Here is a 21,724-nt window from a genome sequence, read left to right as displayed (position 1 = left end):
TGGACATCATGACAGTTGTCGATCCGAGCGCAGTCGACGCCGGGCAGGGGCGGACGGCGGTGGTGATGGCCGCCATTCGGGACAAGCTCGCGGCTCGGTCTCTGGCCCCTGGCGACCGGCTGCCGTCGATCCGCCGTTTCGCCGCGACGATGCGGGTTTCGCCGTCCACCGTTGTCGAGGCTTATGACCGGCTGGCCGCGGAAGGCTTGATCCGCGCCCGCCAGGGCTCCGGCTTCTATGTCACGGGCAATGGCCTGCCGCCCCTGGCATTGACGCAGGCCGCATCGCCGCACGAGCGCGCGGTGGATCCCTTCTGGGTCTCGCGCCAGTCGCTCGATGCGGATGAGGCCGCTCTGAAGCCGGGTTGTGGCTGGCTCCCGGCCGACTGGATGCCGGGCGAGGCGCTGCGCCGCGGCTTTCGCGCTTTGGCGCGGGCGCAGGACCCGGTTCTCTCCGAATATGGCGGGACGCGCGGCTCGCCGACGCTGCGGCGCTATCTGCTCGGGCGTTTCGCCGAGGAGGGGCTCGCCGCGGGTCCTGAACAGCTCCTGCTGACCGGGTCGGGAACGCAGGCGCTCGATCTGGTCTGCCGCTTCCTGCTGCGGCCGGGCGACACCGTCCTTGTCGACGATCCCTGCTATTTCAACTTCCAGGCGTTGCTGCGGGCACATCAGCTGCGCGTGCTCGGCGTGCCCTATACGCCATCGGGGCCGGACGTCTCCGCTTTCGAGGCGCTGGTCTCTGCCGAGCGGCCGCGCCTCTACCTTACCAATTCCGGGCTGCACAACCCGACCGGGGCCAGCCTCTCGCCGCAGACGGCCTTCCGTGTCCTGCAAATCGCCGCCGCTCAGGATCTCACCATCGTCGAGGACGAGATCTTCGCCGATTTCGAGCCGGAACGGTCGCCGCGCCTCGCTTTGCTCGACGGGCTCGACCGGGTGATCCGCATCGGCAGCTTCTCGAAGACGCTCTCGGCCTCCCTGCGTTGCGGCTACATCGCCGCGCGCGCGGATTGGATCGATGGGTTGGTCGACCTTCAGGTCGCGACGAACTTCGGCGGCCCCGGCCCGGTCGCGGCCGATCTGGTTGCAGGCGTGCTCGCCGAGGGAGGTTATCGCAAGCATATGGAGGAGGTGCGCCGCCGCCTCGCCCAGGCTCGCCGCGAGGCCGCCACCCGGCTGGAGATGCTCGGCATCGTGCCATGGCTGATGCCGCGCGGCGGCTTCTACCTCTGGTGCCGCCTGCCTGAGGGCGTCGATTCCGCCGGGCTTGCGCGGCTGGCTGTGGCGCGGAACGTCGTGCTGGCGCCCGGCAACGTCTTCAGCGTCTCGCAGGGCGCGGGCGGCTTCATGCGCTTCAATGTCGCCCAGTCGCGCGATCCGCGTGTGTTTGAGGTATTGCAGCAGGGGATGGAGGAGCTACGGCAGGGCGGTTGATCAGGCGCAGCGCCCGCGTGCCTGCGCGCCACTCGTCAGCCAGCTGCCCCCCTGTTATAGACCCCCGCAACCGGCCCGGCCGGATAGGATCGAAAGTAAGAAGTCATGCATCTGAGGATCGGCACGCGCCGCAGCCCGCTGGCGATGGCGCAGACCAATCAGGTCATGGGGTTGATCCGGGAGAAGTTTCCGGAGACGGAATTCACCCTCTGCCAGATCGCCACCATCGCTGATCGTGACCGCGTCTCCGAATTCCATCAGTTCGGCATGGTCGGTGTCTTCGCCGTCGAGCACGAGCAGCAGCTCGTGCGCCGCGAGGTCGATTTCGTCGTTCATTCCCTGAAGGACCTGCCGACCGCTCTGCATGAGGGTCTCGTCCTTGCCTCCGTGCCGCCGCGCGAGGATCCGCGCGACGCGCTCTGCGGTGCGACGATGGCTTCGCTCCGGGAGGGGGCTCGCATCGGGACCGGCTCGCTGCGGCGCCGCGCGCAAATCCTCAACCTGCGACCCGACGTTACCGTCGTGCCGATTCGCGGCAATGTCGGCCCGCGCCTCGCCAAGATCGGCGGCGACGATCCGCTCGATGCCGTCATCCTCGCCCAAGCCGGGCTGCGCCGGCTCGGGCTGGACGTTGCATCGTCCGAGGTGCTGGCATCCGAGCTTTTCCCCTATGCCGTCGGGCAGGGGGCGCTGGGCCTGGAAGCCCGCGCCGACGATGCCGCCGTGATCGAGATCCTGCAGGCGATCCAATGCCCCAAGGCTCGTGCAGAGGTCGAAGCCGAGCGCGAGATGATGCATGCGCTGGGTGCCGGCTGCAGCTTGCCGGTCGGTGCCTGCGCCAGCTGGGCCGATGGCCGCCTGACCCTGCATGCCCAGGTCACGTCCGTCGAGGGAGCGGAGCGTGTCGAAGCCAGCGACAGCGCCGCGCCCGAGCAGGCGCGGGAACTCGGCCTCGCCGTCGCCGAGGAGCTGAAGTCGCGCGGCGGCGGGGCGATCCTCGAGAAGAGCTACCGCGGCTACTATCCGACGTTCAAGACGCTGTAGCTTCAGCGAGAACCCTAACCAGACAGCAAGGCCCGGCTCCTTGTCGGGGTGCCGGGCCTTGTCATGGCCACCGTCGCATGCAGGCGAGTGGCCGCTTCGGGATGAGGTCAGAGCCGGACGGCGACCTCGCCATGCCGTGCGGCGAACTGCGCCGCCTCCTTCCAGAACAGCATCCAGGCAGGCTGCGGGCTTTCGTATCCCGGTTCGTGCATCGACATCGTATAGGGGCCCTTGTTGCCGGCCGGCTTGTCGGGGTCGAGCCGCGCAGCCCTGCACATCGCGCGGGCAATGCGCTTGATTCTCTCTTCGTCCATGTCTGTCTCCGCCGCCAGGATTCAGCGGCGACGAAACGCGGAAGCAAACAGGCAGGTTCCCGAAAATCTCAGGAAAATAAATGAAATAACGATATCAGTATCTTAAATGGGATCTCGCGGATCCTCGGCGCTCGGCTTGTCGAGCATGGTGGCGCCGGGCCCCCGCGCGCCTGCCCAACGCGCCGCCAGCGCGATACCCAGTGGAATCGCGATCACGACGATCCACACAACGAAGCCCCAATCCCCGTTCATTCCATCAATTCCGTCCAGAGCCTTCGCCAGACGGTAGCTTCTTCGCGCCTGCCTGGAAATCCGTCTGCGGCGGCTCCTCCTCATACTCGAAGGGCGGGGCGGGGCCTGTCGGATGGGCGGAGTGCGGCGACGGCCCGGGGCGCTTTCCGGTGGCCACCGACTGAGCGGGCGGCTGCGGCGTCTCGATCGGCTTTGGTGAACCGACACGGTTGAGCATCTCGGCCTCCATGGGTGCATGTCAGATACTGGACCAAGCTGCGAGCCGCGGCATTGTTCCCGGTGGCTTCAGCCCGCCAGCAGCCCGAGCGCGCGCTCGATCCGCGAGCAGCCGGCCCGGGCGCGAGCCCTGGCGTAGCTGCGCTGCAGCCGCCCGCTGGCATAGGCATCGATGACGATGGCGTGGACATAGCTCTTGCGCACCACGGCCGGCGTGTTGACGAGGCGCTCCGAGACCGCGCGCATGATGTCGGCGAGCTGGCGCTTGCGTCCGGCCTCGCTCGCGACCTCCTCTGCCGCCAGCAGCAACTCCGCTGCCGCAGCGTTGGCGGCGAGCATCCGCAGATCCTTGCTGCTGACCGGCAGGCCGCAGGCCTGCTTCAGATAAGCGTTGATCTCGGCCGCATGGATCGCTGCGACGGACCCGTCTTCGCGGCGATATTGCAGCAGCCTGCGCCCTGGCAACGCGGCAATGCGCGTGAGCGCGCGTGCCAGCGGAGCGTCGTCCACCGCGCAGGCGATCTCCTTGCCGCCCTTGCCGCGGAAATGAAGCGCGACCCGCGTGCCCGTGAGCGCGACGTGCCGCTTCAGCAGCGTCGACGTGCCGTGGCTGCCGTTGCTCTTCGCATAGCTCTCGTTGCCGACGCGCAGGTGGCAGCGGTCGATGATGGCGGCGGCGCAGGCGAGGGCCTTGTCGTGGGAAAGCGTGCGGGCCTTCATGTCGGCGACAATGCGGGCACGCAGCTTCGGCAGAGCGGCGATCAGCCGTCCAAGCCGCTTCAGCTTGTGGCGTTCGCGCACCTTCTCCCATTCGGGATGGTAGCGATGCTGCAGACGGCCGGCCTCGTCATGGCCGATCGCCTGAAGATGCGCCCGCGGATCGGTGGCGATCCGGACATCTTCATAGGCCGGGGGGATCGCGAGGGAGCGGATGCGCGCCAGCGTGTCCTCATCCGTGATTCTCTCGCCCTCCGCATCGCGATAGCCGAAGAAGCGCCCGTGACGGACGCGGCGGATCGTGAGTTCGTCAGACGAAACGCGCCGCAGTCGCATCCTGGCGGGGCGTCGTTTAGCTTGCGGGGAGACCGGCATGGCGTGGGCTCGCAGATCACTGCTGCGGAAATGCGCCGGCACCGACTTGGTTCCGCCGAGTTCAGCATACTCACCACATTTCGACAAGCACCCTCATTCGAGGGGGTGTATGCGTGGAAATCAGTGGCATTGCGAAGGCGTCTCGCCAAAACTGTTAAAAAATTTGAACAAGACGACGAGGGAGAGAATGACGCGGCGCGTGCTGATTGCCGAGTTCATGCATGAGACGAACACCTTCAGTGTTCAGCTCACGGACGAAGCCACTTTCCGGGCGCACGGCGCCTTTCTGGGCAATGAAATCCCCGAGGCCTTCCGCGGCACCCGCACCTCGATGGGGGCTGCCTTCGAGGCTGCCGACAAGTTCGGCTGGAGCCTGACCCATCCGCTGGTGACCGGTGCCAATCCCTCGGGCCGCGTCACCGATGCCGCCTTCGACGTCTTTGCCGGCCACATCGTCAATGCTGCCGATGGCGTCGACGGCGTGCTGCTGCACCTCCACGGCGCGATGGCGACCGAGAGCTCGGATGATGGCGAAGGCGAGTTGCTGGCGCGGCTGCGCAAGCGCGTCGGCCCGGATGTGCCGGTCGTCGCGGTGCTCGACCTGCACGCAACGGTTACGCAGCTCATGGCCGACAACGCCAACGCGTTGATCTCCTACCGCACCTATCCGCATATCGATCAGTATGAGCGGACCTGGCAGGCGGCGGAACTGCTCGAACGCGCAATGAAGGGCGAGATCAGGCCCAAGGTCGCGCTCGCCCGCCGCCCGATCCTCTATGCTCTCGACGGCGGGCGCACCACCTCGCCGCCGTTCCTGGAATTGCTGCGCAGGGGCGATGCGCTGGAAGCCTCCGGCGATGCGCTGGTCGTCAGCGTTCAGGCTGGCTTCTCCTCGGCCGACGTCCACGACATCGGCCCGTCGATCGCGGTCACGGCCGACGATCGCGACAAGGCGCAGGCCGTCGCCGAAGAGCTGATGGACTATGCCTGGGAGCAGCGCCGCTTCTCCTCGATCCATTTCACGCCGCTGGCCGAGGCCATGGCCCGCGCCAAGGCTGGCGAGGCCGACGCCGGAAAGCCCGGCTACAAGCCTGTGGTGATCTCGGATTATTCCGACAATCCCGGCTCCGGCGCCTATGGCGATGCCACCAACCTGCTGCGCGCGGTCCTTGACGCGAAGCTGAAGAATGTCGGCTTCCACGCGATCTGCGACCCCGAAGCGGCGCTCGCGGCACAGGCGGCCGGCGTCGGCAACCGCGTCAGGCTGAAGCTCGGCGGCAAGGTCGATCCCAGCATGGGCGGCGGCCCGCTCGATCTCGACGCCCATGTCGTCGCGCTGACCGACGGATACTTCATGTGCTACGGCCCTATGGCCGGCGGCGTCTGGCGCAATTACGGGCTCTCGGCCCTGCTGCGCGTCGACGATGTCGAGATCATCGTCATCACCCATAACGGCCAAGCGACCGATCTCGCCCAGTTCACCTCGCTCGGTGTCGATCCGACACGGAAATCGACAGTGATCGTCAAGTCGATGCAGCACTTCCGCGCCGCCTTCGAGCCGATCGCGCGCGAGGTGCTGGAAGTCGATACCGGCGCGATCTCGACGCGCAATTTCAAGGAGCGGCCCTACCGCAAGGTGCGCCGGCCGATCTTCCCCCTCGACGACATCTGAAGCCCGGCCGCAAAGCGCCGGCGAAGACAGTAAATGCAGGAGAAAACCATGGCGGTTCATGCCGATATCGTGCTGCGCAACGGGCCGATCTGGTGCGGGCGCGAGGACGGCGTCGTCGAGGCGCTGGCGATCTGGCAGGGCCGGGTGCTCGCGGCCGGCAGCGATGGCGAGATCGCACCGCTCGTCGGGCCGAAGACGCGGATAATCGATCTGAAGGGCCGTCTGGCGACACCGGGTCTCAACGATTCGCACCTGCATCTCGTCTCGCTCGGCATGACCATGGGCTGGGTCGATTCCAAGCCCGAGGCCGCGCCGACGCTGGAGGCGCTGCTCGCCGCGATCTCGGCCCGGGCTGCGACGCTGAAGCCCGGCGAGTGGGTTCTCTCCCGCGGCTACGACCAGACCAAGCTTGACACCGGCCGCCATCCCTATCGCGAGGAGCTCGATCGCGCCGCGCCGAACAATCCGGTGATGCTGGTCCGCACCTGCGGCCATATCGCGATCTGCAACTCGGAGGCCCTTCGTCTCGGCGGCATCGACGAGAAGTCGCCGACGCCGCAGGGCGGCCTGATCGAGCAGCAGAACGGCCGCCTGACCGGCCTGCTTGCCGAGAACGCCCGCGCCCCGGTGCAGGCCGCGATCCCTGCTGCCACCGAGGAGGATATCATCGCCGGCATCGAGCGCGGCGGCCGCTACCTGCTCTCGCTCGGCATCACCAGCTGCATGGACGCTGCGGTCGGCCAGAAGGGCGGCTTCGGCGAGATTGCCGCGTATCACCGCGCCAAGCGCGACGGGCGCCTGCCGGTGCGCACCTGGCTGACCTTGCTCGGCGACGACGGCCGCTCGATCGTGCCGCAGTGCTACGACGCGGGGCTGATCTCGGGCACCGGCGATGACATGCTGATGATCGGTGCCGTGAAGCTCTTCCTCGACGGTTCGGCCGGCGGGCGCACCGCCTGGATGACCGAGCCCTATCTCGGCGAGGACAAGACCACCGGCGTCTGGATGTGGGAGGATGCCGAGCTCGAACGCATGGTGCTCGACGCTCACAAGAAGGGCTATCAGCTCGCCTGCCACGCCATTGGCGACGCTGCGATCGAACAGCTCATCACGGCCTATGAAAAGGCGCTCGCGGCCCATCCCGATCCGGATCGCCGTCATCGCATCGAGCATTGCGGCTTCTCGACCCCGGCCCAGCACGAGCGCATGGTCAAGGCCGGGATCTATCCCTGCCCGCAGCAGGTCTTCATCCATGATTTCGGCGATGCCTACGTCAAGGTGCTCGGCCCGGAGCGCGCGCTGCCGAGCTACCCCTTCCGCACCTGGTTCGACCTCGGTCTGAAGCCGGCGACGGGCAGCGACGCGCCGGTCTGCGACCCCAACCCCTTCCCGAACTTCCACACCATGCTGACCCGCCAGACCTGGAAGGGCACGGTGATGGACGAAGGCCAGCGCGTCTCGATCGAGGAGGCCCTGCAGGCCTACACCGAATACGGCGCCTTCTCTCAGAAGCAGGAAGCCGTGAAGGGGCGGCTCGCCCCCGGCTTCCTCGCCGACGTTGCGGTGTTCTCGCGCAATCTGCTTGCGGCCGATCCGGCGGATATCCTCAAGGACACGCGCTGCGATCTCACCATTCTGGGCGGCGAGGTCGTCTACGAGCGGGCGTGAGGCCGGCTTCGACCGCGCAGGGGAAGACAAGCGCGGCAAAGCCATTATGGTTCCACTTGGAAGCAAACAACTCCGGATCAGCCGGAGCCGATGAGAAAAAAACGGGAGGAATAATCGTGTTGTTGAAGAAATTTGCCTTTGCCACCGCGCTGACGCTGGCGGCTTTTGCAGTGCAGGCGCAAGCGCAGGCCCAGGAGCCGCGCCGTGGCGGGACGATCCGCTTTACGGCGCCCTATGGCGCATCCTTCGTCAGCAATGACAGCCATGTCTCGAACCAGATCCAGGACGAGATCTACGGCTATGCGCTGCACAGCATGCTCTACAAATGGGATGCGAAGGCCGGCAAGCCGGCGCTCGACCTCGCCAAGAGCGTGACGGTCTCGCCGGACGGGAAGGTCTACACTTTCAAGCTGCGCGACGATGCGCTCTTCCACAACGGCCGCAAGATGACGGCCGATGACATCATCTGGTCCTATACCCGCCTCATGGACGGGGCGAAGAACTATCCGGGCGCGCGCTACATCGCCCGCATCGTCGGCGCCAGCGATGTCCAGAAGGGCCAGGCCAAGGAGATCTCCGGCCTCAAGAAGATCGACGATTACACGCTCGAAATGACGCTGACGGACAAGGCCGATCCCGGCTATTTCCTGTTCAGCGCGATGACCGCGATCCTTCCGGCCAAGGAAGCGCAGGCTCCCGACTTCTTCAACAAGCCGATCGGCCTCGGCCCGTTCAAGTTCGTCGAGCACGTGCCCGGTTCGCGCATGGCCTTCGAGCGCTGGGACAAATACTACCAGACCGGCAAGCCCTATGCCGACAAGCTCGTCATCTCGCCGATGGGCGAGGCGGCTGCGCGCGACGTCGCCTTCCGCAACAAGGAGATCGACGTCTCGATCCTCGGCTCGACCCAGTACGTCGCCTACAAGGCCGATGCGAACCTCTCGAAGGGCATTCTCGAGGTCGCCGAGGTCTTCACCCGCAACATGGGCATGAATCCGAGCTTCAGGCCCTTCTCCGACAAGCGGGTGCGCCAGGCGATCAACCACGCCATCGACAGCGACCTGATCATCAAGCGCCTGGTCCGTGACAAGGCCTATCGCGCCGCGGGCTGGCTGCCGCTGTCCTCGCCGGTCTTCGACAAGGACGCCAAGCCCTACGCCTACGATCCCGAAAAGGCCAAGAAGTTGCTGACCGAGGCCGGCTATCCCGACGGCTTCGAGTTCGAATGGACCGCGACGCCGAACGAGAGCTGGGGCATTCCGATCGTCGAGGCAACGATCCCGATGCTCGCCAAGGTCGGCATCAAGGTGAAGGTCAAGCCGGTCGAAACCTCGGCCCTGGGCGGTGTCGTCGTGGGCGGCGACTTCCAGGCCTTCATCTGGTCGAACACCTCCGGCCCGGACTCGCTGACGGCGCTGAAGTGCTTCCACTCCGCGACGCCGCGCTGGTCCTGCAACTACACCACCTTCAAGAACGCGGCCTATGACAAGCTGATCGACGACGCCTCGGCCGAGAACGATCCGGCCAAGCAGCTGGAGCTGCTGAAGAAGGCCAATGCCATGCTGCAGGATGAGGCCCCGGTCTGGTTCTTCAACTACAACAAGGCGGTCATGGCCTATCAGCCCTGGCTGCACGGCCTCCAGCCGAACGCGACTGAGCTCGCACTGCAGCGCTACGAGGACCTCTGGGTCGACGCTTCCTCGCCGGCGGCGAAGTAAGCGGTGTCTGCCTTCTCCATCTGGGCCTGGAGCCCAGATGGAGGGACCGCCCYGGTCATCCCGGACAAGCCGCGTCAGCGGCGCTGATCCGGGATCCATGCCTGAACCGTTCCGGCATGGATCCCGGGTCTCCGCGTCGCTACGCCCGGGATGACGGCGGAGAATGATCTTTCCGATAGCGGCACGTTGATCGCCGCAATCAGGGGTTCGCCATGTTGCCATATATCGCGCGTCGCCTGCTTCAGGCGATCCCGATCCTGCTTGCGGTCGCGGCGCTGATCTTCGTGCTGTTCAGCGTCATCCCAGGCAATTTCGCCACCAGCCAGATGGCTGACGGGCGCAGCAATATCGACGCCGAAACCATCGCGCGCATGAACGAGCAGTTCGGTCTCAACGACCCGCTGCCGCTGCGCTTCGCGAAATATGTCGGCGGCCTCGCCACCTTCGATCTCGGCAATTCCTTTCGCACGCGCCAGCCGGTGATCAACCAGATCGGCGAGCGGCTCTGGCCGAGCCTTCAGCTCGCGCTCGGGGCCATGCTCTTCGCCATCGTCATCGGCGTACCGCTCGGTTTCCTCGCGGCGCTGAAGCCGGGGAGCTGGGTCGACATGCTCTCGATGGTCTTCGCCGTCTCCGGCCTGTCGCTGCCGATGTTCTGGCTCGGCCTGCTGCTGATGTACGGCTTCGCGCTGACGCTCGGCTGGTTCCCGAGCTTCGGCTATGGCGACGGCGATCCGCGCTACATCGTGCTGCCGGCGATCGCGCTCGGCGTCTCGCCGCTTGCGTTGTTGGCGCGCACGACGCGCGCAGCGGTGCTCGAAGTCATGCACGCCGATTTCGTCCGCACCGCCCGCGCCAAGGGCGCGGGTTCCTACCGCGTCATGCGCTGGCATGTCGCGCGCAACGCGCTCGTCATCGTGCTGACCACGCTCGGCCTGCAGTTCGGCTCGGTGCTTGGCCAGGCGGTCGTCGTCGAAAAGCTCTTCGCCTGGCCTGGCCTGGGTTCGCTGTTGGTCGACAGCGTGACCTGGCGCGACATCCCCGTCGTGCAGGGTTGCATCCTGACGATCGTGCTCTTCTTCCTCGTCGTGAACATCGCCGTCGACGTGCTCTGCGCCGTCGTCGATCCGCGCATCAAGTACAGCTAGGCCTTCCCATGAAATTTCGTGCCAATCTCTGGATCGGGGGGGCCTGCTTCGCGCTCGTCGTGGCTGGCGGTGTCTTCGCGCCCTGGTTTGCCCACACCGATCCCGTCATGGACGCCAACCTGATGAACGCCGAGATCCCGCCGGGATCGGAGTTCTGGTTCGGCACCGATGCGCAGGGGCGCGACATCTACAGCCGCGTGCTCTACGGCGCCCGCATCTCGCTGACGGTCGGCATCGTCTCGCAGCTCATCAACACGGTGATCGGCGTCGCGCTCGGCCTCTCCGCCGCCTATTGGGGCGGCTGGTGGGACGATTTTGTCAACGGCCTCACCAACATGATGCTCGCCATTCCCTCGCTGATATTCGCGCTGGCGATCATGGCGATCCTCAACCCCGGCCTCACCAGCCTGCTGATCGCGCTGGGCCTCACCAATTGGTCCTTCACCTGCCGGTTGACCCGGGCCGCGACGCTTTCGGTGAGGCAGCTGGGTTATGTCGAGGCCGCCCGCTCGCTCGGCTACGGCACCTTCCGCATCATGCTGACGCAGATCCTGCCCAACATCGCCGGCCCGATCATCGTCATCGGCACACTCGGCATGGGCGGTGCCGTGCTGGCGGAGGCCTCGCTCTCCTTCCTCGGCCTGGGAATCCGCCCGCCCTTCCCAAGCTGGGGCAGCATGCTCTCGGATGCGCGCGACCAGATCTCGACTGCGCCCTGGATCTCGATCTTTCCGGGTCTCGCGATTTTCCTGACCGTGCTCGGCCTCAACCTGCTAGGTGACGGGCTGCGCGATATCCTCGATCCGCATTCGCAGCTTCGCAAAGCCTGACAGTAGACCGATGACGACCCAGCACCTGATCGATCCTCCGCTCGAAACCATCCGCTTCCACGGGCTGAAGGCGGGGCCGAAGCTCCTCGTCCTCGGCGCCGTCCATGGCAACGAGACCTGCGGGCCCAATGCCATCGCCCGCGTGATCGAGGATTGCCGGGCTGGTCGCGTCGCGATCCAGCGCGGCGAGGTCACCTTCCTGCCCGTCGCCAATCCCAAGGCCTATCGGCAGAACACCCGAGAGGGAGACCGCAACCTCAACCGCGACCTGCGCGAGCGGCCGCAACCGAGCGACAACGAGGACCGGATCGGCAACCGCCTCTCCGCGATCCTGCGCCAGCACGACATGCTGCTCGACGTCCATTCCTTCACCGGGGAGGGCGTGCCCTTCGTCTTCTTCGGGCCGGACGACAACCGCGGCGAGCTCGAGCCCTTCCGCCATGGCCCGGCCGAAGCCGCCTTCGCCGCCAGCCTCGGCGTCGACCTGATGATCCATGGCTGGCTCGACATCTATGTCCGGCTGATCGCGGCACGGGAACGGCTGAACCTGCCGCGCCTCGCCGTCACCGAGGGCTTCGGCACGACCGAGTTCATGCGCTTCGCCGGCGGCTATGGCGTGACGCTCGAATGCGGTCGCCACGACGACCCGGCTTCCGTCGATGTCGGCTACAAGGCGATCCGCAATGCGCTCGCCCATGTCGGTTTGACCGAAGAAGCGCCGCCGGCTCCGGCCGAGCGCGTCGTCGTCCATATGGACGATCTGGTGATCTGCGAAGCCGAGGGCGACCGCGTCGAAGGCTCGTGGAAGACCGGCGACCGCGTCGCCAAGGGAACGCCGATTGCCCGCCGCGCCGACGGCACCGTCGTCACGATGCCGCGCGACGGCTTCATCATCTTCCCCAACCCCAAGGCCAAGCCCGGCGAGGGCATCTGCTATCTCGGCAGCGAGAGCCACCGCCGGCCCTGAAGCCGGGGGGCCTCGCGATCAGGGCACGGCGCCACGCTTGTTGCCGAAGCCGGGGATGTAGCAGCTGCAGCCGGTGCCCGAAGGCAGTGGCGGCGTGGGGCAATCGCCGCGGCTGGTGACGCAGATGTTGTTGTAGCGCTGCCGATAGCGCGGCCGGTCATAGCCATAGCCATAGGGCGGCGGAGGCGGCCGGTCGTACCCGTAAGGCGGCGGCGGAGGACGGTAGGGGTCGTAATACTGCGCGCCTGCTGGAATGGCCGACAGCAGCATAGCTCCGGCGAAAGCCGATAGAGCGAGCCTGTGGCGAGTCATGGTCTTCCCTTTCCGCAATCTCGCCGTGACCGAGAGGCGGCGAGACGAGCTTGGGCAATTTTAGCTGGAGCGCGATGAACAAAAGCTGAGCCAGCGGTTCCGAAGCCGCGATTGGTAAAATGCCCTGCATCGGGCTGAGGGAATTTTAGGCCCGCGCGCGTAGGGCATGATGCCATGCATCTGTTGATGAGGCCCCGCAGGCGAGCAAGGCGGTTGCCCGCCGAGATCGAGATCGAGATCATCTCGAGTCTCTTCGCAGCCTTGCCGCAGATTCTGTGCATCGCGGCTGGCCTGATCATCGGCTCCGCGATCATGGCCGTACAGACCGGCGAGCCGATCTTCTGGTGGATCACCGGCGCGGGCGTGATCACGACGATCGCACGCGTCATCAACATCGTCGGATTCAAGCGCCGCGATCCGGCCCGCAGGCTGACTCTGGAAGAGGCGCGGGCCTGGGAGAAGGGGTATGCCTATACGGCCTTCGCCTTCACCGGCGTGATCGCGACCTTGACGGTCGGCGCGGCCTATCTCGGCCATACCGGCGGCTTCGTGCTCAGCCTTGGCCTCAACATGGCGCTGACGGCCGGCTCCTATCTGCGGACGCTGCGCTACTGGATTTGTGCCGGGCTTTCCTCACTCGCCATCGGCGCGCAGATCGCTGCCTTCCTGCTCTCGGGCGATGCGCTGTATCAGGCGCTCAGCGTCCTGCTCGGGGTCTATCTGTACTCGATCTTCGAGAGCTCGGATCACATCATCGGCCAATTCGAGGAACTGATGATGGTGCGGCGGGAACTCGATTTCGCCGCGAGCCATGATTCGCTCACCGGCCTCGCCAATCGCCGAGGTCTCGATCGAGCCCTCGATGACGCCTGCGCGAAGGAGGAGGCCCTCGGCCTTCTCCTGCTCGATCTGGACGGCTTCAAGCAGGTCAACGACCGGCACGGCCATCATGGCGGCGACGATCTGCTCAAGCAGGTGGCAGGGCGATTGCAGGGCGTCATACGCCCCGGCGATGTTGTGGCCCGTCTCGGCGGCGACGAGTTCGCCATCGTGGTCCGGGAAACCGACGATATCGCGGTGCTCTCTGATGTGGCGGACCGGGCCCTGGCCGTTCTGCAGGCCCCGTTCATCGTGCTGGGGCAGCTCGTGTCGGTGGGTGCCAGCGTCGGCGTCTCGGTCAAGCCGGCGCTTGATTCGGAGCGCTGGACGGCCGAGACCCTGAAGCGCGCGGCAGATCAGGCCCTCTACGGCGCCAAACGCGCAGGCAAGGGCCGCAGCATGATCGCTGCCTTGGACGACGTCGCCTGACGCACCACGCGGGCGACGGCATCAGTTCGGCTCGATCGCGATCAGGAGCTCGCCCGCCGCTGCCGTCGCGCCCTGCTTGGCCGCAACCCGCGTCACGATGCCGGTCGCCGGGCTCTTCAGGTCCATGAAAAGCTTCATCGATTCCAGCACTGCGACGACCTGTCCGGCAGCGACGCTATCGCCTTCTTGGACATGAATGGCGGCGACGGTGCCCGGCATAGCCGCCCGCACTGCGTCGCCGGAGCCGCCCGCGGCTTCGCGCGCCGCCGCCTCCGCTGCGACCGCAAGCGCGATCTCGATCCGCCCCTCGAACGTGCCCCAGCGCAGATGGACTCCGGTCTTGTCGCGCACCGCATCGACCGTCAGGCGCCGGCCGTCGAGCATCGCCCGCCACCGCGTCGGGTCGGCTCCTGCTGTGACCGAGACCTCGGTTTCTTCGCCTTCGGCCATGACGTGGAAAGCGCCACCTCGGCTTTCGACCCTGATCCGGCTGGTCTGGCCCGCATGTCTGAGGGTGAGATGGCTCTCCGCGGGCTTGCCCGCCGTCCCCAGCAGCCGGAAATCGGTCAGCGCCCCCCAGGGCCCCGCCGCGATCGGCTTGGTCCCGGCGAGCCAGATCGCTGCCGCGAGAGCATCGCGCTCCCGCGCAGTGCCGGCGGGCAGCCGCCAGCCGGCAGGCCAGGTCTCGCCGATGAACAACGTTGTGGCCTCGCCACGCGCGAACACCGGCTGTCTCAGCGCATCGACGAGGAAGGGCCGGATCGTCGCCGGGCCGAATACCGTCATGCGCTCCAAGCCATCGGCGAGGCGCCGCCGCGCAGCCTCCCGGTCGGGGCCATGGGCGATGACCTTGGCGAGCATGGAATCGTAGAAGGGCGAGACGGTGCTGCCGGTTTCGACGCCGCTGTCTACGCGCAGCCCCTCCGGCTCGCGCCAGAGCGTGATCGTGCCGGTGTCGGGCTGGAAGCCTTCTTCGGCCCGCTCCGCCGTCAGCCGTGCCTCGATGGCGTGGCCGATGCAGGCGATCTCCTCCTGGCGGCGCGGCAGCGTCTCGCCGGCGGCGATGCGGATCTGCCATTCGACCAGATCGAGCCCCGTGATCGCTTCCGTCACGGGATGCTCGACCTGCAGGCGCGTGTTCATCTCGAGGAAGAACACTTCCTGCGTCGTTGCGTCGACAAGGAATTCGACGGTGCCGAGATTGTCGTAGGCGATGGCGCGGGCGAGCTTCAGCGCATGCGCATGCAGCGCGGCGCGGACCTCCGGCTTGAGATTGGGGGCAGGGGCTTCTTCCAGCAACTTCTGGTTTGAGCGCTGCACCGAGCAGTCGCGCTCGAAGAGGTGAACGATGTCGCCGTGCCTGTCGCCGGCGACCTGCACCTCGACATGGCGCGGCCGCGTCACGAATTTCTCGATCAGCAAGCGCCCATCCCCGAAGGCGGCTTCGGCCTCGCGGCTGGCGGTCGCGATGGCGGCGTCGAGATCGGCTTCGATCTCAACCTTGCGGATGCCCTTGCCGCCGCCGCCGGCCGAGGCCTTGACCATGACGGGCAGACCGATGCGCAGCGCCGCGCGCTTCAGCGTCGCGGGTGCCTGATCGGCGCCGTCATAGCCGGGCACGCCGGGAACCCCGGCCTCCCGCGCGATCTGCTTGGAGCGGATCTTGTCGCCCATTGCCTCGATGGCTTGGGCGGAGGGACCGACGAAGGTGATGCCGTTCGCCTCGCAGGCGGCGATCAGATCCAGCCGTTCCGACAGGAAGCCATAACCCGGATGGATCGCCTGTGCGCCGGTCTTGAGCGCGGCGTCGATGATGCGGTCGGCGCGCAGATAGGAATCGCGCGCCGGGGCGGGGCCAATATGCACGGCCGTGTCGGCGAGCCGGACATGCAGGGCGTCTCTGTCGGCCTCGGAATGGACCGCGACGGTGCGGATGCCGAGCTTGCGGCAGGTGCGGATGATGCGGCAGGCGATCTCGCCGCGATTGGCGATGAGGAGGGTGTCGAACATGGCGCCGCTCACATCCGGTAGACCGGCCGCGGGCCGGTATCGCGCGTCTCGCCCGCTGAAAGGGCGAGGCAAAGGCCCAGCACGTCGCGCGTCTGCTGGGGCTCGATGATGCCGTCGTCCCAGAGCCGGGCCGTGGCGTAATAGGGGTCGCTCTGCTCCTCGAACTGGGCGCGGGTGCGCTTGTCGAGCTCGGCGATGGCCGCTTCGTCGCCCGAACCCCTGAGCGATTGCCGGCGCAGCTCCGTCACCACGGTAGCCGCGACCTCCGGGCTCATCGTCGCGATCCGGGCATTCGGCCAGGAGAACAGGAAGCGTGGCCGGAAGCCGCGCCCGCACATGCCGTAATTGCCCGCGCCATACGATCCGCCGATCAGCACGGTGTATTTCGGCACGCGCGCATTCGAGACGGCATAGACGAGCTTGGCCGAATGCTTGGCGATGCCGCCGCGCTCGGCCTCCGTGCCGACCATGAAGCCGGTGATATTCTGCAGGAAGAGCAGCGGAATCTGGCGCTGGTCGCAGAGCTCGATGAAATGCGCGCCCTTGATGGCGCTTTCCGAGAACAGCACCCCGTTATTGGCGAGAATCCCCACGGGATAGCCGTGGATATGGGCGAAGCCGGTGACGAGCGTCGCGCCGTAATCCGGCTTGAAGGCGCTGAAGGCGCTGTCGTCGGCCACGCGTGCGATGACCTCCCGCACGTCATAAGGTCGGCGCAGATCGGTCGGGACGATATCGACGAGTTCGGCCGGGTCGAGCTTTGGCGCTGCGGGTGCTTGCGGCGGCGGCGCGACCCGGCCGATTTCGCCGAGCGCGCCGACGATCTCGCGCAGCTTGGCGAGCCCCTCCATCTCGGTTTCGAAGAGGTGGTCGCTGACGCCGGAGACCAGCGTATGCATTTCCGCCCCGCCCAGCGTCTCGCCATCGACGATCTCGTGGATCGCCGCCTTCACGATCGGCGGGCCGCCGAGATGGATGCGCCCCGTCCCCTTCACCATGATCACCTGGTCGGAAAGCGCCGGGATATAGGCGCCGCCCGCCGTCGCGCCGCCGAAGACGATCGAGATCTGCGGAATGCCCGCGGCCGACATCCGGCACTGGTTGTAGAAGGAGCCGCCGAAATGGTCGCGGTCCGGGAAGACGCGGTCCTGTTCCGGCAGGAAGGCGCCGCCGCAATCGACGAGGTAGAGGCAGGGCAGCCGGTGCTCCTCGGCGATCTCCTGTGCCCGCAGATGCTTGCGAACGGTTTCGGCGAAGAAGGAGCCGCCCTTCACCGTGGCGTCGTTGGCGATCAGCATGCAGGCGCGGCCCTGCACGATGCCGATGCCGGTGACGATGCCGGCGCCCGGCACCTCGTTGCCGTAGAGTTCCCAGGCTGCAAGCGGTGACAGTTCGAGGAAGGGCGTCTGCGGATCGAGGAGGAGATCGATGCGCTCGCGCACCATGATCTTGCCGCGCGATTCATGCCGGGCGCGCAGCTTCTCGCCGCCGCCTTGCGCGATGAGGCCGTGGCGCTGGCGCAGCGTCTCCAGCATGGCGGAGAGCGGGGGAGGGGCGGTGACCGCTGAAGAGGTTGCTTCCGACATGCCGACTCCCGCTGGCCGTCATCCCGGGCGGAGCGACGCGGAGACCCGGGATCCATGCCTGAACGGTTCCGGCATGGATCCCGGATCGGCGCCGCTGACGCGGCTTGTCCGGGATGACCTGTTCTCCTTAGGCAAATGACGGAACTTGATCTCGCCGTAACATTCACCTACCGTCCGGTAGGTAGTCAGATCGCGGCGCCGCGGTCAAGCAGGGAGAAAGCCATGTCGGCCGTCGAGACGCTTGCAGGCGAGGGCGCGCGTCGCTCGCCCTATTTCACCGAGGAGCATGAGGCGCTGCGCGATCAGGTTCGCCGCTTCGTCGAGACCGAGATCAAGCCGCACGCCCTGAAATGGGAGGAGGACGGATTCGTCCCGCGCGCGGTGCTGCGCCGGATGGGCGAGCTCGGCTTCTTCGGTATTCGTTATCCGGCCGAATATGGCGGCTCGGAGATGGATACGCTCGCGACCGTCGTGCTGGCGGAGGAACTCGGCCGCTCGACCTTCTCGGGTGTTGCCATCACCGCGCTGGTCCACACCGACATGGCCTCGGTCCATATCGCCAATGCCGGCAGCAAGGCGCAGAAGGACCGGTATCTGCCGGCCATCATCGCCGGCGAGAAGATCGTCGCGGTCGCCGTGACCGAGCCCGATGCCGGCTCGGACGTGAAGGGCATCCGTACCACGGCGCGGCGCGAGGGCGACCATTACGTCCTCAACGGCGCCAAGATGTTCATCACCAACGGCGTCTACGCCGATCTCTACTGCGTTGCCGCCAAGACCGATCCGGCGGCCAAGCCCTCGCAATCGGTCTCGATCTTCCTCGTCGAGAAGGGCACGCCCGGCTTCTCGGTCTCCCGCGCGCTCGACAAGCATGGCTGGCGCTCGTCCGATACTGCCGAGCTTTCCTTCGTCGATTGTCGCGTGCCGGCCGAAAACCTGCTTGGGCAGGAGGGCCGTGGCTTCTACGCGATCATGAGCAATTTCCAGAACGAGCGCACCGTGATCGGCGCGATGGCGATCGGGGAGTCGCAGGCCGCCATCGACCTGACGCTGGACTATGTGAAGACGCGAAAAGCCTTCGGCGCGCCGCTCTGGGAGAAGCAGGCGATCCGCCAGCGGCTTGCCGAGCTTGCGGGCAAGGTCGAGGCCGGCCGCCAACTCGTCTATCACGCTGCCTGGCTCGATGCGCAGGGCTTCGACGCCACCCGCGAGGTCTCGATGGTCAAGGCCTACTGCGGCGAGCTGGTCAACGAAGTCATGTATGACTGCCTGCAGTTCCATGGTGGCATGGGCTACATGCGCGAAAGCGCGATCGAGCGCATGACCCGCGACGCTCGCGTCCAGTCCATCGGCGGCGGCGCCACCGAGGTGATGCTCGAAGAGGTGGCGAAGCGGCTGTGATGCTGTTGCGCGCCCCTTCAGCCGTCATGCTCGGGATTGACCCGAGCATCTCATGCCAGAGATTCTCGGGTCTGCGCCTCGCTTCGCCCGAGAATGACGCGGGCTCCTGCGCATGACTGTCGCCGCCGACCGCAGCCCGCGCGACACCGAGAACAGCTCGCGCCGCCTGATCCTCGACCATGCCGCGCGGCTGCTGCGTAGCGGCGGCTACCATCAGACCACGCTGCGCGAGATCGCCGAGGCCGTCGGCATCCGCAAGGCGAGCCTCTACTACCACTTCGCCTCGAAGGAGGAGATCGTCGAGGCGGTCGTGAACGACGGCGTCCGCTTCGTGCATGAGGGCGTCGTTGCCGCGCTCGCCGCAACGGAAGGGGCGCTGCCGCGTGAGCGGCTGGAGGCGGCGATCCGGGGCCATCTCGCGGCGCTGCACGGCCATGGCGACTACACCTCTGCTAGCATCAAGGTCTTCAACTTTGGCGCGGCTCCGGTGCCGGAAAGCGTGCGTGCCGTGCGACGCGCCTATGAGGAGGTCTGGCGCCGGCTGATCGCGGAGCTGCAGCAGGCTGGCGCGCTGCCGGCGGAGCGCTCGCCGGACGTGCTGCGCCTCTTCCTGCTCGGCGCGCTCAATGGCTCGACCGATTGGTACAGACCCGAACGCTTCGAGATCGATGCGCTGGCGCGCGAGTTCGCGGCGCTTCTCTCGCCATGATGCGCCGGTCGCTCCGCCCTCCGCGCAAGGGCGGACGGCGTCGGCGTAGCTGACCGCTGCCGCAGCCGTTGCTAGCATCCGCCTGCGGGGCCGCGATCGCCTCGCTGCCCCACGAGGACGATGAGCCTGATGCGCGCCTTCTATCATTCCGACCAAGCCCTCCACGACCCGCAGCAATACATGCGCTTCGGCAAGGTCGTGGCGCCCAAGGACCTGCCGGAACGGACGGAGCGCCTGCTCGGTGCCCTGGCGAAGCATGGCATCGCGCCGGAGCGGCCCGCGGCTCACGGCACCGCCCCGGTTCTCGCGATTCACGATGCCGGATTCGTCACGTTTCTCGAAACCGCCTGGGCGCGTTGGCAGGAGTTGCCGGCCGAGCGCGGGCCGGAAGCCTGGCCCAATACCTTCCCCTATTGGAGCGGCCGCCCGGACGAGGATGTCCGCCCGCCCTGCCGCCCGACCGGCTTCATCGGCCAGCTCGGCTGGTATCTCGGGGACCTGTCGGTGCCGGTCGGCGAGCACTGCTGGCATTCGACGCTGCGCTCATCGGAAACCGCGGTTTCCGGTGCCGATGCGATCCTTGCAGGGGAGCGCGCCGTCTACTCGCTGTGCCGCCCCTCGGGCCACCACGCCCGTGCCGACCGTGCCACCGGCTTCTGCTACCTCAACAACACAGCGATTGCCGCTCAGCGTCTGCGCAGCAAGTTCGGCAAGGTCGCGATCCTCGATGTCGATGCCCATCATGGCGACGGCACCCAGCAGATCTTCTATCGCCGCGACGACGTGCTGACGATTTCGGTCCATGCCGACCCGGCGAACTACTATCCCTTCTTCACGGGCTACGCCGATGAGCGCGGCAACGGGCCGGGCGAGGGCTTCAACCTCAACCTGCCTTTGGCGCATGGCGCGGGCGGAGCCGAGATGCAGGCGGCGGTCGATCGCGCCGGCAAGGCGATACGCGATTTCGGCGCCGAGGTGCTGGTCGTCGCGCTCGGATACGACGCCCACAAGGACGACCCGATCGGCGTGCTGAAGCTGGATGCGTCCGATTTCGGCACCATCGGCCGGCAGGTGAAGGCGTTCGGCCTGCCGACGCTCGTGGTGCAGGAGGGCGGCTATGCGATCGAGGCGATCGGCGATTGCCTCGATGCGTTCCTGGGCGGGTTTGTCTGAAGGCGGTGTCGCGCGGGTGCTAGGCGAGGTAGTCGTGCAGCACCCGGCCGAAAGGCAGCGTGAAATCGACGAGCTGGTGACGCGCCCGCACGATTCTCCGCACGGGGAAGTCGGCGACCCGGCAGTTGACATGAGGGATGAGATGCAGCCGCGCCTCTCCCTCCCAGGCGCCATGGACCGTGATGTCCGTGAGATTGTAGCCGACGAGCTGAGCCACCTTCGGTGAGCCATCGACATCGGGCAGCAGCTTCAGGTTGATGTTCAGGCCGGCGATGCCGTCGCGCACCTTGTCGAGCTGATCCTGCAGGCTGCGATGCTTGTAGGTCATCGTGCCCATTGCCACGCGCTCGCCGTCATAGTGCAGCGTGCCGGTCAGGGTGTCCTTCATCACGCTGAGGCGCGGCACGCCGTACTTCTTGGGGAAGCCCCAGATCTCGCGTCCACCGGTGATGGGCGGCTCGTCGTCGAGATACATCTGCACCGAGAAGTTGCAGGGCTCTCCCTTGTAGCTGGCGTAGATGCCGGTCCCGCTCTCCTCATAGGAACCGAAACCGGACGAATCCGGCATCTTCATCCACTCGTAAAAGACGAGGTTGCCGGGTGCCGGCTCGAGCGGCTCGGGCAGCGCGGCGCGGATGATTTCGGGGTCCGTCTCGTAGGTGATGATCAGATATTCCCGCTTGATGAAGCGGTTCGGCGGATGCGGATAGCTGGGGCTGAAGACGGGCATCGACGGCGCCTTGAGGATCTCGTCCCGGTTCATGCTGGTCGCTCCTTCTCGAAATCAGCCGCAACTCTGGCAGGCGTCCTGCGACAGATTGATGGTGACCGGACGAATAGGAAAGCTTCTCCTCACCGCTCGCGCAAA

Annotated in this window: 19 protein-coding genes; 12 read left to right on the top strand and 7 right to left on the bottom strand. The window is 66.7% G+C overall.

Going from position 1 to position 21,724, the window contains the following annotated elements; genetic code table 11:
* The first annotated feature begins 8 nt into the window (after positions 1-8).
* Together AB4Z10_RS16120 and hemC are read left to right on the top strand one after the other, a co-directional pair.
* Positions 9-1,436, top strand: coding sequence for an aminotransferase-like domain-containing protein (locus AB4Z10_RS16120; RefSeq protein WP_441471392.1), 1,428 nt, complete (start codon positions 9-11; stop codon positions 1,434-1,436).
* A 105-nt stretch (positions 1,437-1,541) separates the two neighbouring features.
* Entirely contained in the window at positions 1,542-2,480 is a 939-nt protein-coding gene (hemC, locus tag AB4Z10_RS16115; protein ID WP_441471391.1) for a hydroxymethylbilane synthase, read from the top strand.
* Between the two features lie 107 nt (positions 2,481-2,587).
* Here hemC and AB4Z10_RS16110 read toward each other — a convergent pair whose 3' ends face one another.
* The 3 genes from AB4Z10_RS16110 to AB4Z10_RS16100 form a co-directional block, all read right to left on the bottom strand.
* Positions 2,588-2,794, bottom strand: coding sequence for a hypothetical protein (locus AB4Z10_RS16110; protein ID WP_441471390.1), 207 nt, complete (start codon positions 2,792-2,794; stop codon positions 2,588-2,590).
* A 102-nt stretch (positions 2,795-2,896) separates the two neighbouring features.
* The gene (locus AB4Z10_RS16105) at positions 2,897-3,046 is read right to left on the bottom strand and encodes a hypothetical protein (protein WP_441471389.1); all 150 of its coding nucleotides are present in this window, start codon (positions 3,044-3,046) and stop codon (positions 2,897-2,899) included.
* A gap of 285 nt (positions 3,047-3,331) precedes the next feature.
* Positions 3,332-4,315, bottom strand: a complete 984-nt coding sequence (locus tag AB4Z10_RS16100) for a DNA topoisomerase IB (RefSeq protein ID WP_441471388.1) — start codon at positions 4,313-4,315, stop codon at positions 3,332-3,334.
* Between the two features lie 226 nt (positions 4,316-4,541).
* Here AB4Z10_RS16100 and AB4Z10_RS16095 point away from each other — a divergent pair, with 226 nt between their 5' ends.
* The 6 genes from AB4Z10_RS16095 to AB4Z10_RS16070 all read left to right on the top strand — a co-directional run bounded on the left by AB4Z10_RS16095 (position 4,542) and on the right by AB4Z10_RS16070 (position 12,357).
* Positions 4,542-6,026: a M81 family metallopeptidase gene (locus AB4Z10_RS16095; protein ID WP_441471387.1), complete on the top strand. Its 1,485-nt coding sequence runs from the start codon at positions 4,542-4,544 to the stop codon at positions 6,024-6,026.
* 48 nt (positions 6,027-6,074) lie between these two features.
* Complete coding sequence (locus AB4Z10_RS16090; protein ID WP_441471386.1) at positions 6,075-7,694, top strand: amidohydrolase; 1,620 nt, start codon at positions 6,075-6,077, stop codon at positions 7,692-7,694.
* Positions 7,695-7,816: 122 nt separating this feature from the next.
* On the top strand, positions 7,817-9,412 hold the full coding sequence (locus AB4Z10_RS16085) for an ABC transporter substrate-binding protein (protein WP_441471583.1): 1,596 nt from the start codon (positions 7,817-7,819) through the stop codon (positions 9,410-9,412).
* Positions 9,413-9,624: 212 nt separating this feature from the next.
* Positions 9,625-10,560: an ABC transporter permease gene (locus tag AB4Z10_RS16080; protein ID WP_441471385.1), complete on the top strand. Its 936-nt coding sequence runs from the start codon at positions 9,625-9,627 to the stop codon at positions 10,558-10,560.
* An 8-nt stretch (positions 10,561-10,568) separates the two neighbouring features.
* Positions 10,569-11,390 carry an ABC transporter permease gene (locus AB4Z10_RS16075; protein ID WP_441471384.1) on the top strand — a complete coding sequence of 274 codons (822 nt, stop codon included), beginning with the start codon at positions 10,569-10,571 and terminating at the stop codon, positions 11,388-11,390.
* Positions 11,391-11,400: 10 nt separating this feature from the next.
* On the top strand, positions 11,401-12,357 hold the full coding sequence (locus tag AB4Z10_RS16070) for a succinylglutamate desuccinylase/aspartoacylase family protein (RefSeq protein ID WP_441471383.1): 957 nt from the start codon (positions 11,401-11,403) through the stop codon (positions 12,355-12,357).
* An 18-nt stretch (positions 12,358-12,375) separates the two neighbouring features.
* On the opposite strand, the gene AB4Z10_RS16065 is transcribed toward AB4Z10_RS16070, so the two are convergent.
* Positions 12,376-12,669, bottom strand: coding sequence for a hypothetical protein (locus tag AB4Z10_RS16065; RefSeq protein ID WP_441471382.1), 294 nt, complete (start codon positions 12,667-12,669; stop codon positions 12,376-12,378).
* A gap of 213 nt (positions 12,670-12,882) precedes the next feature.
* Between AB4Z10_RS16065 and AB4Z10_RS16060 the strand changes: the two genes are divergently transcribed.
* Positions 12,883-13,977: a diguanylate cyclase domain-containing protein gene (locus AB4Z10_RS16060; RefSeq protein WP_441471381.1), complete on the top strand. Its 1,095-nt coding sequence runs from the start codon at positions 12,883-12,885 to the stop codon at positions 13,975-13,977.
* A gap of 21 nt (positions 13,978-13,998) precedes the next feature.
* Here the strand turns inward: AB4Z10_RS16060 and AB4Z10_RS16055 are convergent, their stop codons facing one another.
* Together AB4Z10_RS16055 and AB4Z10_RS16050 are read right to left on the bottom strand one after the other, a co-directional pair.
* Positions 13,999-15,987, bottom strand: a complete 1,989-nt coding sequence (locus AB4Z10_RS16055; protein ID WP_441471380.1) for an acetyl/propionyl/methylcrotonyl-CoA carboxylase subunit alpha — start codon at positions 15,985-15,987, stop codon at positions 13,999-14,001.
* An 8-nt stretch (positions 15,988-15,995) separates the two neighbouring features.
* Positions 15,996-17,573, bottom strand: coding sequence for an acyl-CoA carboxylase subunit beta (locus tag AB4Z10_RS16050; RefSeq protein WP_441471379.1), 1,578 nt, complete (start codon positions 17,571-17,573; stop codon positions 15,996-15,998).
* Positions 17,574-17,795: 222 nt separating this feature from the next.
* Between AB4Z10_RS16050 and AB4Z10_RS16045 the strand changes: the two genes are divergently transcribed.
* The 3 genes from AB4Z10_RS16045 to AB4Z10_RS16035 all read left to right on the top strand — a co-directional run bounded on the left by AB4Z10_RS16045 (position 17,796) and on the right by AB4Z10_RS16035 (position 20,856).
* A complete protein-coding gene (locus AB4Z10_RS16045) occupies positions 17,796-18,974 on the top strand; it encodes an acyl-CoA dehydrogenase family protein (protein WP_441471378.1) in 1,179 nt (392 codons plus the stop codon).
* 112 nt (positions 18,975-19,086) lie between these two features.
* The gene (locus AB4Z10_RS16040; protein ID WP_441471377.1) at positions 19,087-19,683 is read left to right on the top strand and encodes a TetR/AcrR family transcriptional regulator; all 597 of its coding nucleotides are present in this window, start codon (positions 19,087-19,089) and stop codon (positions 19,681-19,683) included.
* A 129-nt stretch (positions 19,684-19,812) separates the two neighbouring features.
* Positions 19,813-20,856: a histone deacetylase family protein gene (locus AB4Z10_RS16035; protein WP_441471376.1), complete on the top strand. Its 1,044-nt coding sequence runs from the start codon at positions 19,813-19,815 to the stop codon at positions 20,854-20,856.
* Positions 20,857-20,875: 19 nt separating this feature from the next.
* On the opposite strand, the gene AB4Z10_RS16030 is transcribed toward AB4Z10_RS16035, so the two are convergent.
* Positions 20,876-21,619, bottom strand: coding sequence for an acetoacetate decarboxylase (locus AB4Z10_RS16030; protein WP_441471375.1), 744 nt, complete (start codon positions 21,617-21,619; stop codon positions 20,876-20,878).
* Positions 21,620-21,724: the final 105 nt, after the last annotated feature.

Origin of the sequence: Allobosea sp. RAF48, assembly GCF_052114025.1 — a bacterium.
GTDB lineage: Bacteria > Pseudomonadota > Alphaproteobacteria > Rhizobiales > Beijerinckiaceae > Allobosea.
Note: the sequence above shows the minus strand (reverse complement) of the source record. Positions and strands in the feature narration are given on the sequence as shown.

Coding starts and splice junctions, on each gene's coding strand:
- AB4Z10_RS16120 (WP_441471392.1), top strand. CDS start 9: ATGACAGTTGTCGATCCGAGCGCAGTCGACGCCGGGCAGGGGCGGACG.
- hemC (WP_441471391.1), top strand. CDS start 1,542: ATGCATCTGAGGATCGGCACGCGCCGCAGCCCGCTGGCGATGGCGCAG.
- AB4Z10_RS16110 (WP_441471390.1), bottom strand. CDS start 2,794: ATGGACGAAGAGAGAATCAAGCGCATTGCCCGCGCGATGTGCAGGGCT.
- AB4Z10_RS16105 (WP_441471389.1), bottom strand. CDS start 3,046: ATGAACGGGGATTGGGGCTTCGTTGTGTGGATCGTCGTGATCGCGATT.
- AB4Z10_RS16100 (WP_441471388.1), bottom strand. CDS start 4,315: ATGCGACTGCGGCGCGTTTCGTCTGACGAACTCACGATCCGCCGCGTC.
- AB4Z10_RS16095 (WP_441471387.1), top strand. CDS start 4,542: ATGACGCGGCGCGTGCTGATTGCCGAGTTCATGCATGAGACGAACACC.
- AB4Z10_RS16090 (WP_441471386.1), top strand. CDS start 6,075: ATGGCGGTTCATGCCGATATCGTGCTGCGCAACGGGCCGATCTGGTGC.
- AB4Z10_RS16080 (WP_441471385.1), top strand. CDS start 9,625: ATGTTGCCATATATCGCGCGTCGCCTGCTTCAGGCGATCCCGATCCTG.
- AB4Z10_RS16075 (WP_441471384.1), top strand. CDS start 10,569: ATGAAATTTCGTGCCAATCTCTGGATCGGGGGGGCCTGCTTCGCGCTC.
- AB4Z10_RS16070 (WP_441471383.1), top strand. CDS start 11,401: ATGACGACCCAGCACCTGATCGATCCTCCGCTCGAAACCATCCGCTTC.
- AB4Z10_RS16065 (WP_441471382.1), bottom strand. CDS start 12,669: ATGACTCGCCACAGGCTCGCTCTATCGGCTTTCGCCGGAGCTATGCTG.
- AB4Z10_RS16055 (WP_441471380.1), bottom strand. CDS start 15,987: ATGTTCGACACCCTCCTCATCGCCAATCGCGGCGAGATCGCCTGCCGC.
- AB4Z10_RS16050 (WP_441471379.1), bottom strand. CDS start 17,573: ATGTCGGAAGCAACCTCTTCAGCGGTCACCGCCCCTCCCCCGCTCTCC.
- AB4Z10_RS16045 (WP_441471378.1), top strand. CDS start 17,796: ATGTCGGCCGTCGAGACGCTTGCAGGCGAGGGCGCGCGTCGCTCGCCC.
- AB4Z10_RS16040 (WP_441471377.1), top strand. CDS start 19,087: ATGACTGTCGCCGCCGACCGCAGCCCGCGCGACACCGAGAACAGCTCG.
- AB4Z10_RS16035 (WP_441471376.1), top strand. CDS start 19,813: ATGCGCGCCTTCTATCATTCCGACCAAGCCCTCCACGACCCGCAGCAA.
- AB4Z10_RS16030 (WP_441471375.1), bottom strand. CDS start 21,619: ATGAACCGGGACGAGATCCTCAAGGCGCCGTCGATGCCCGTCTTCAGC.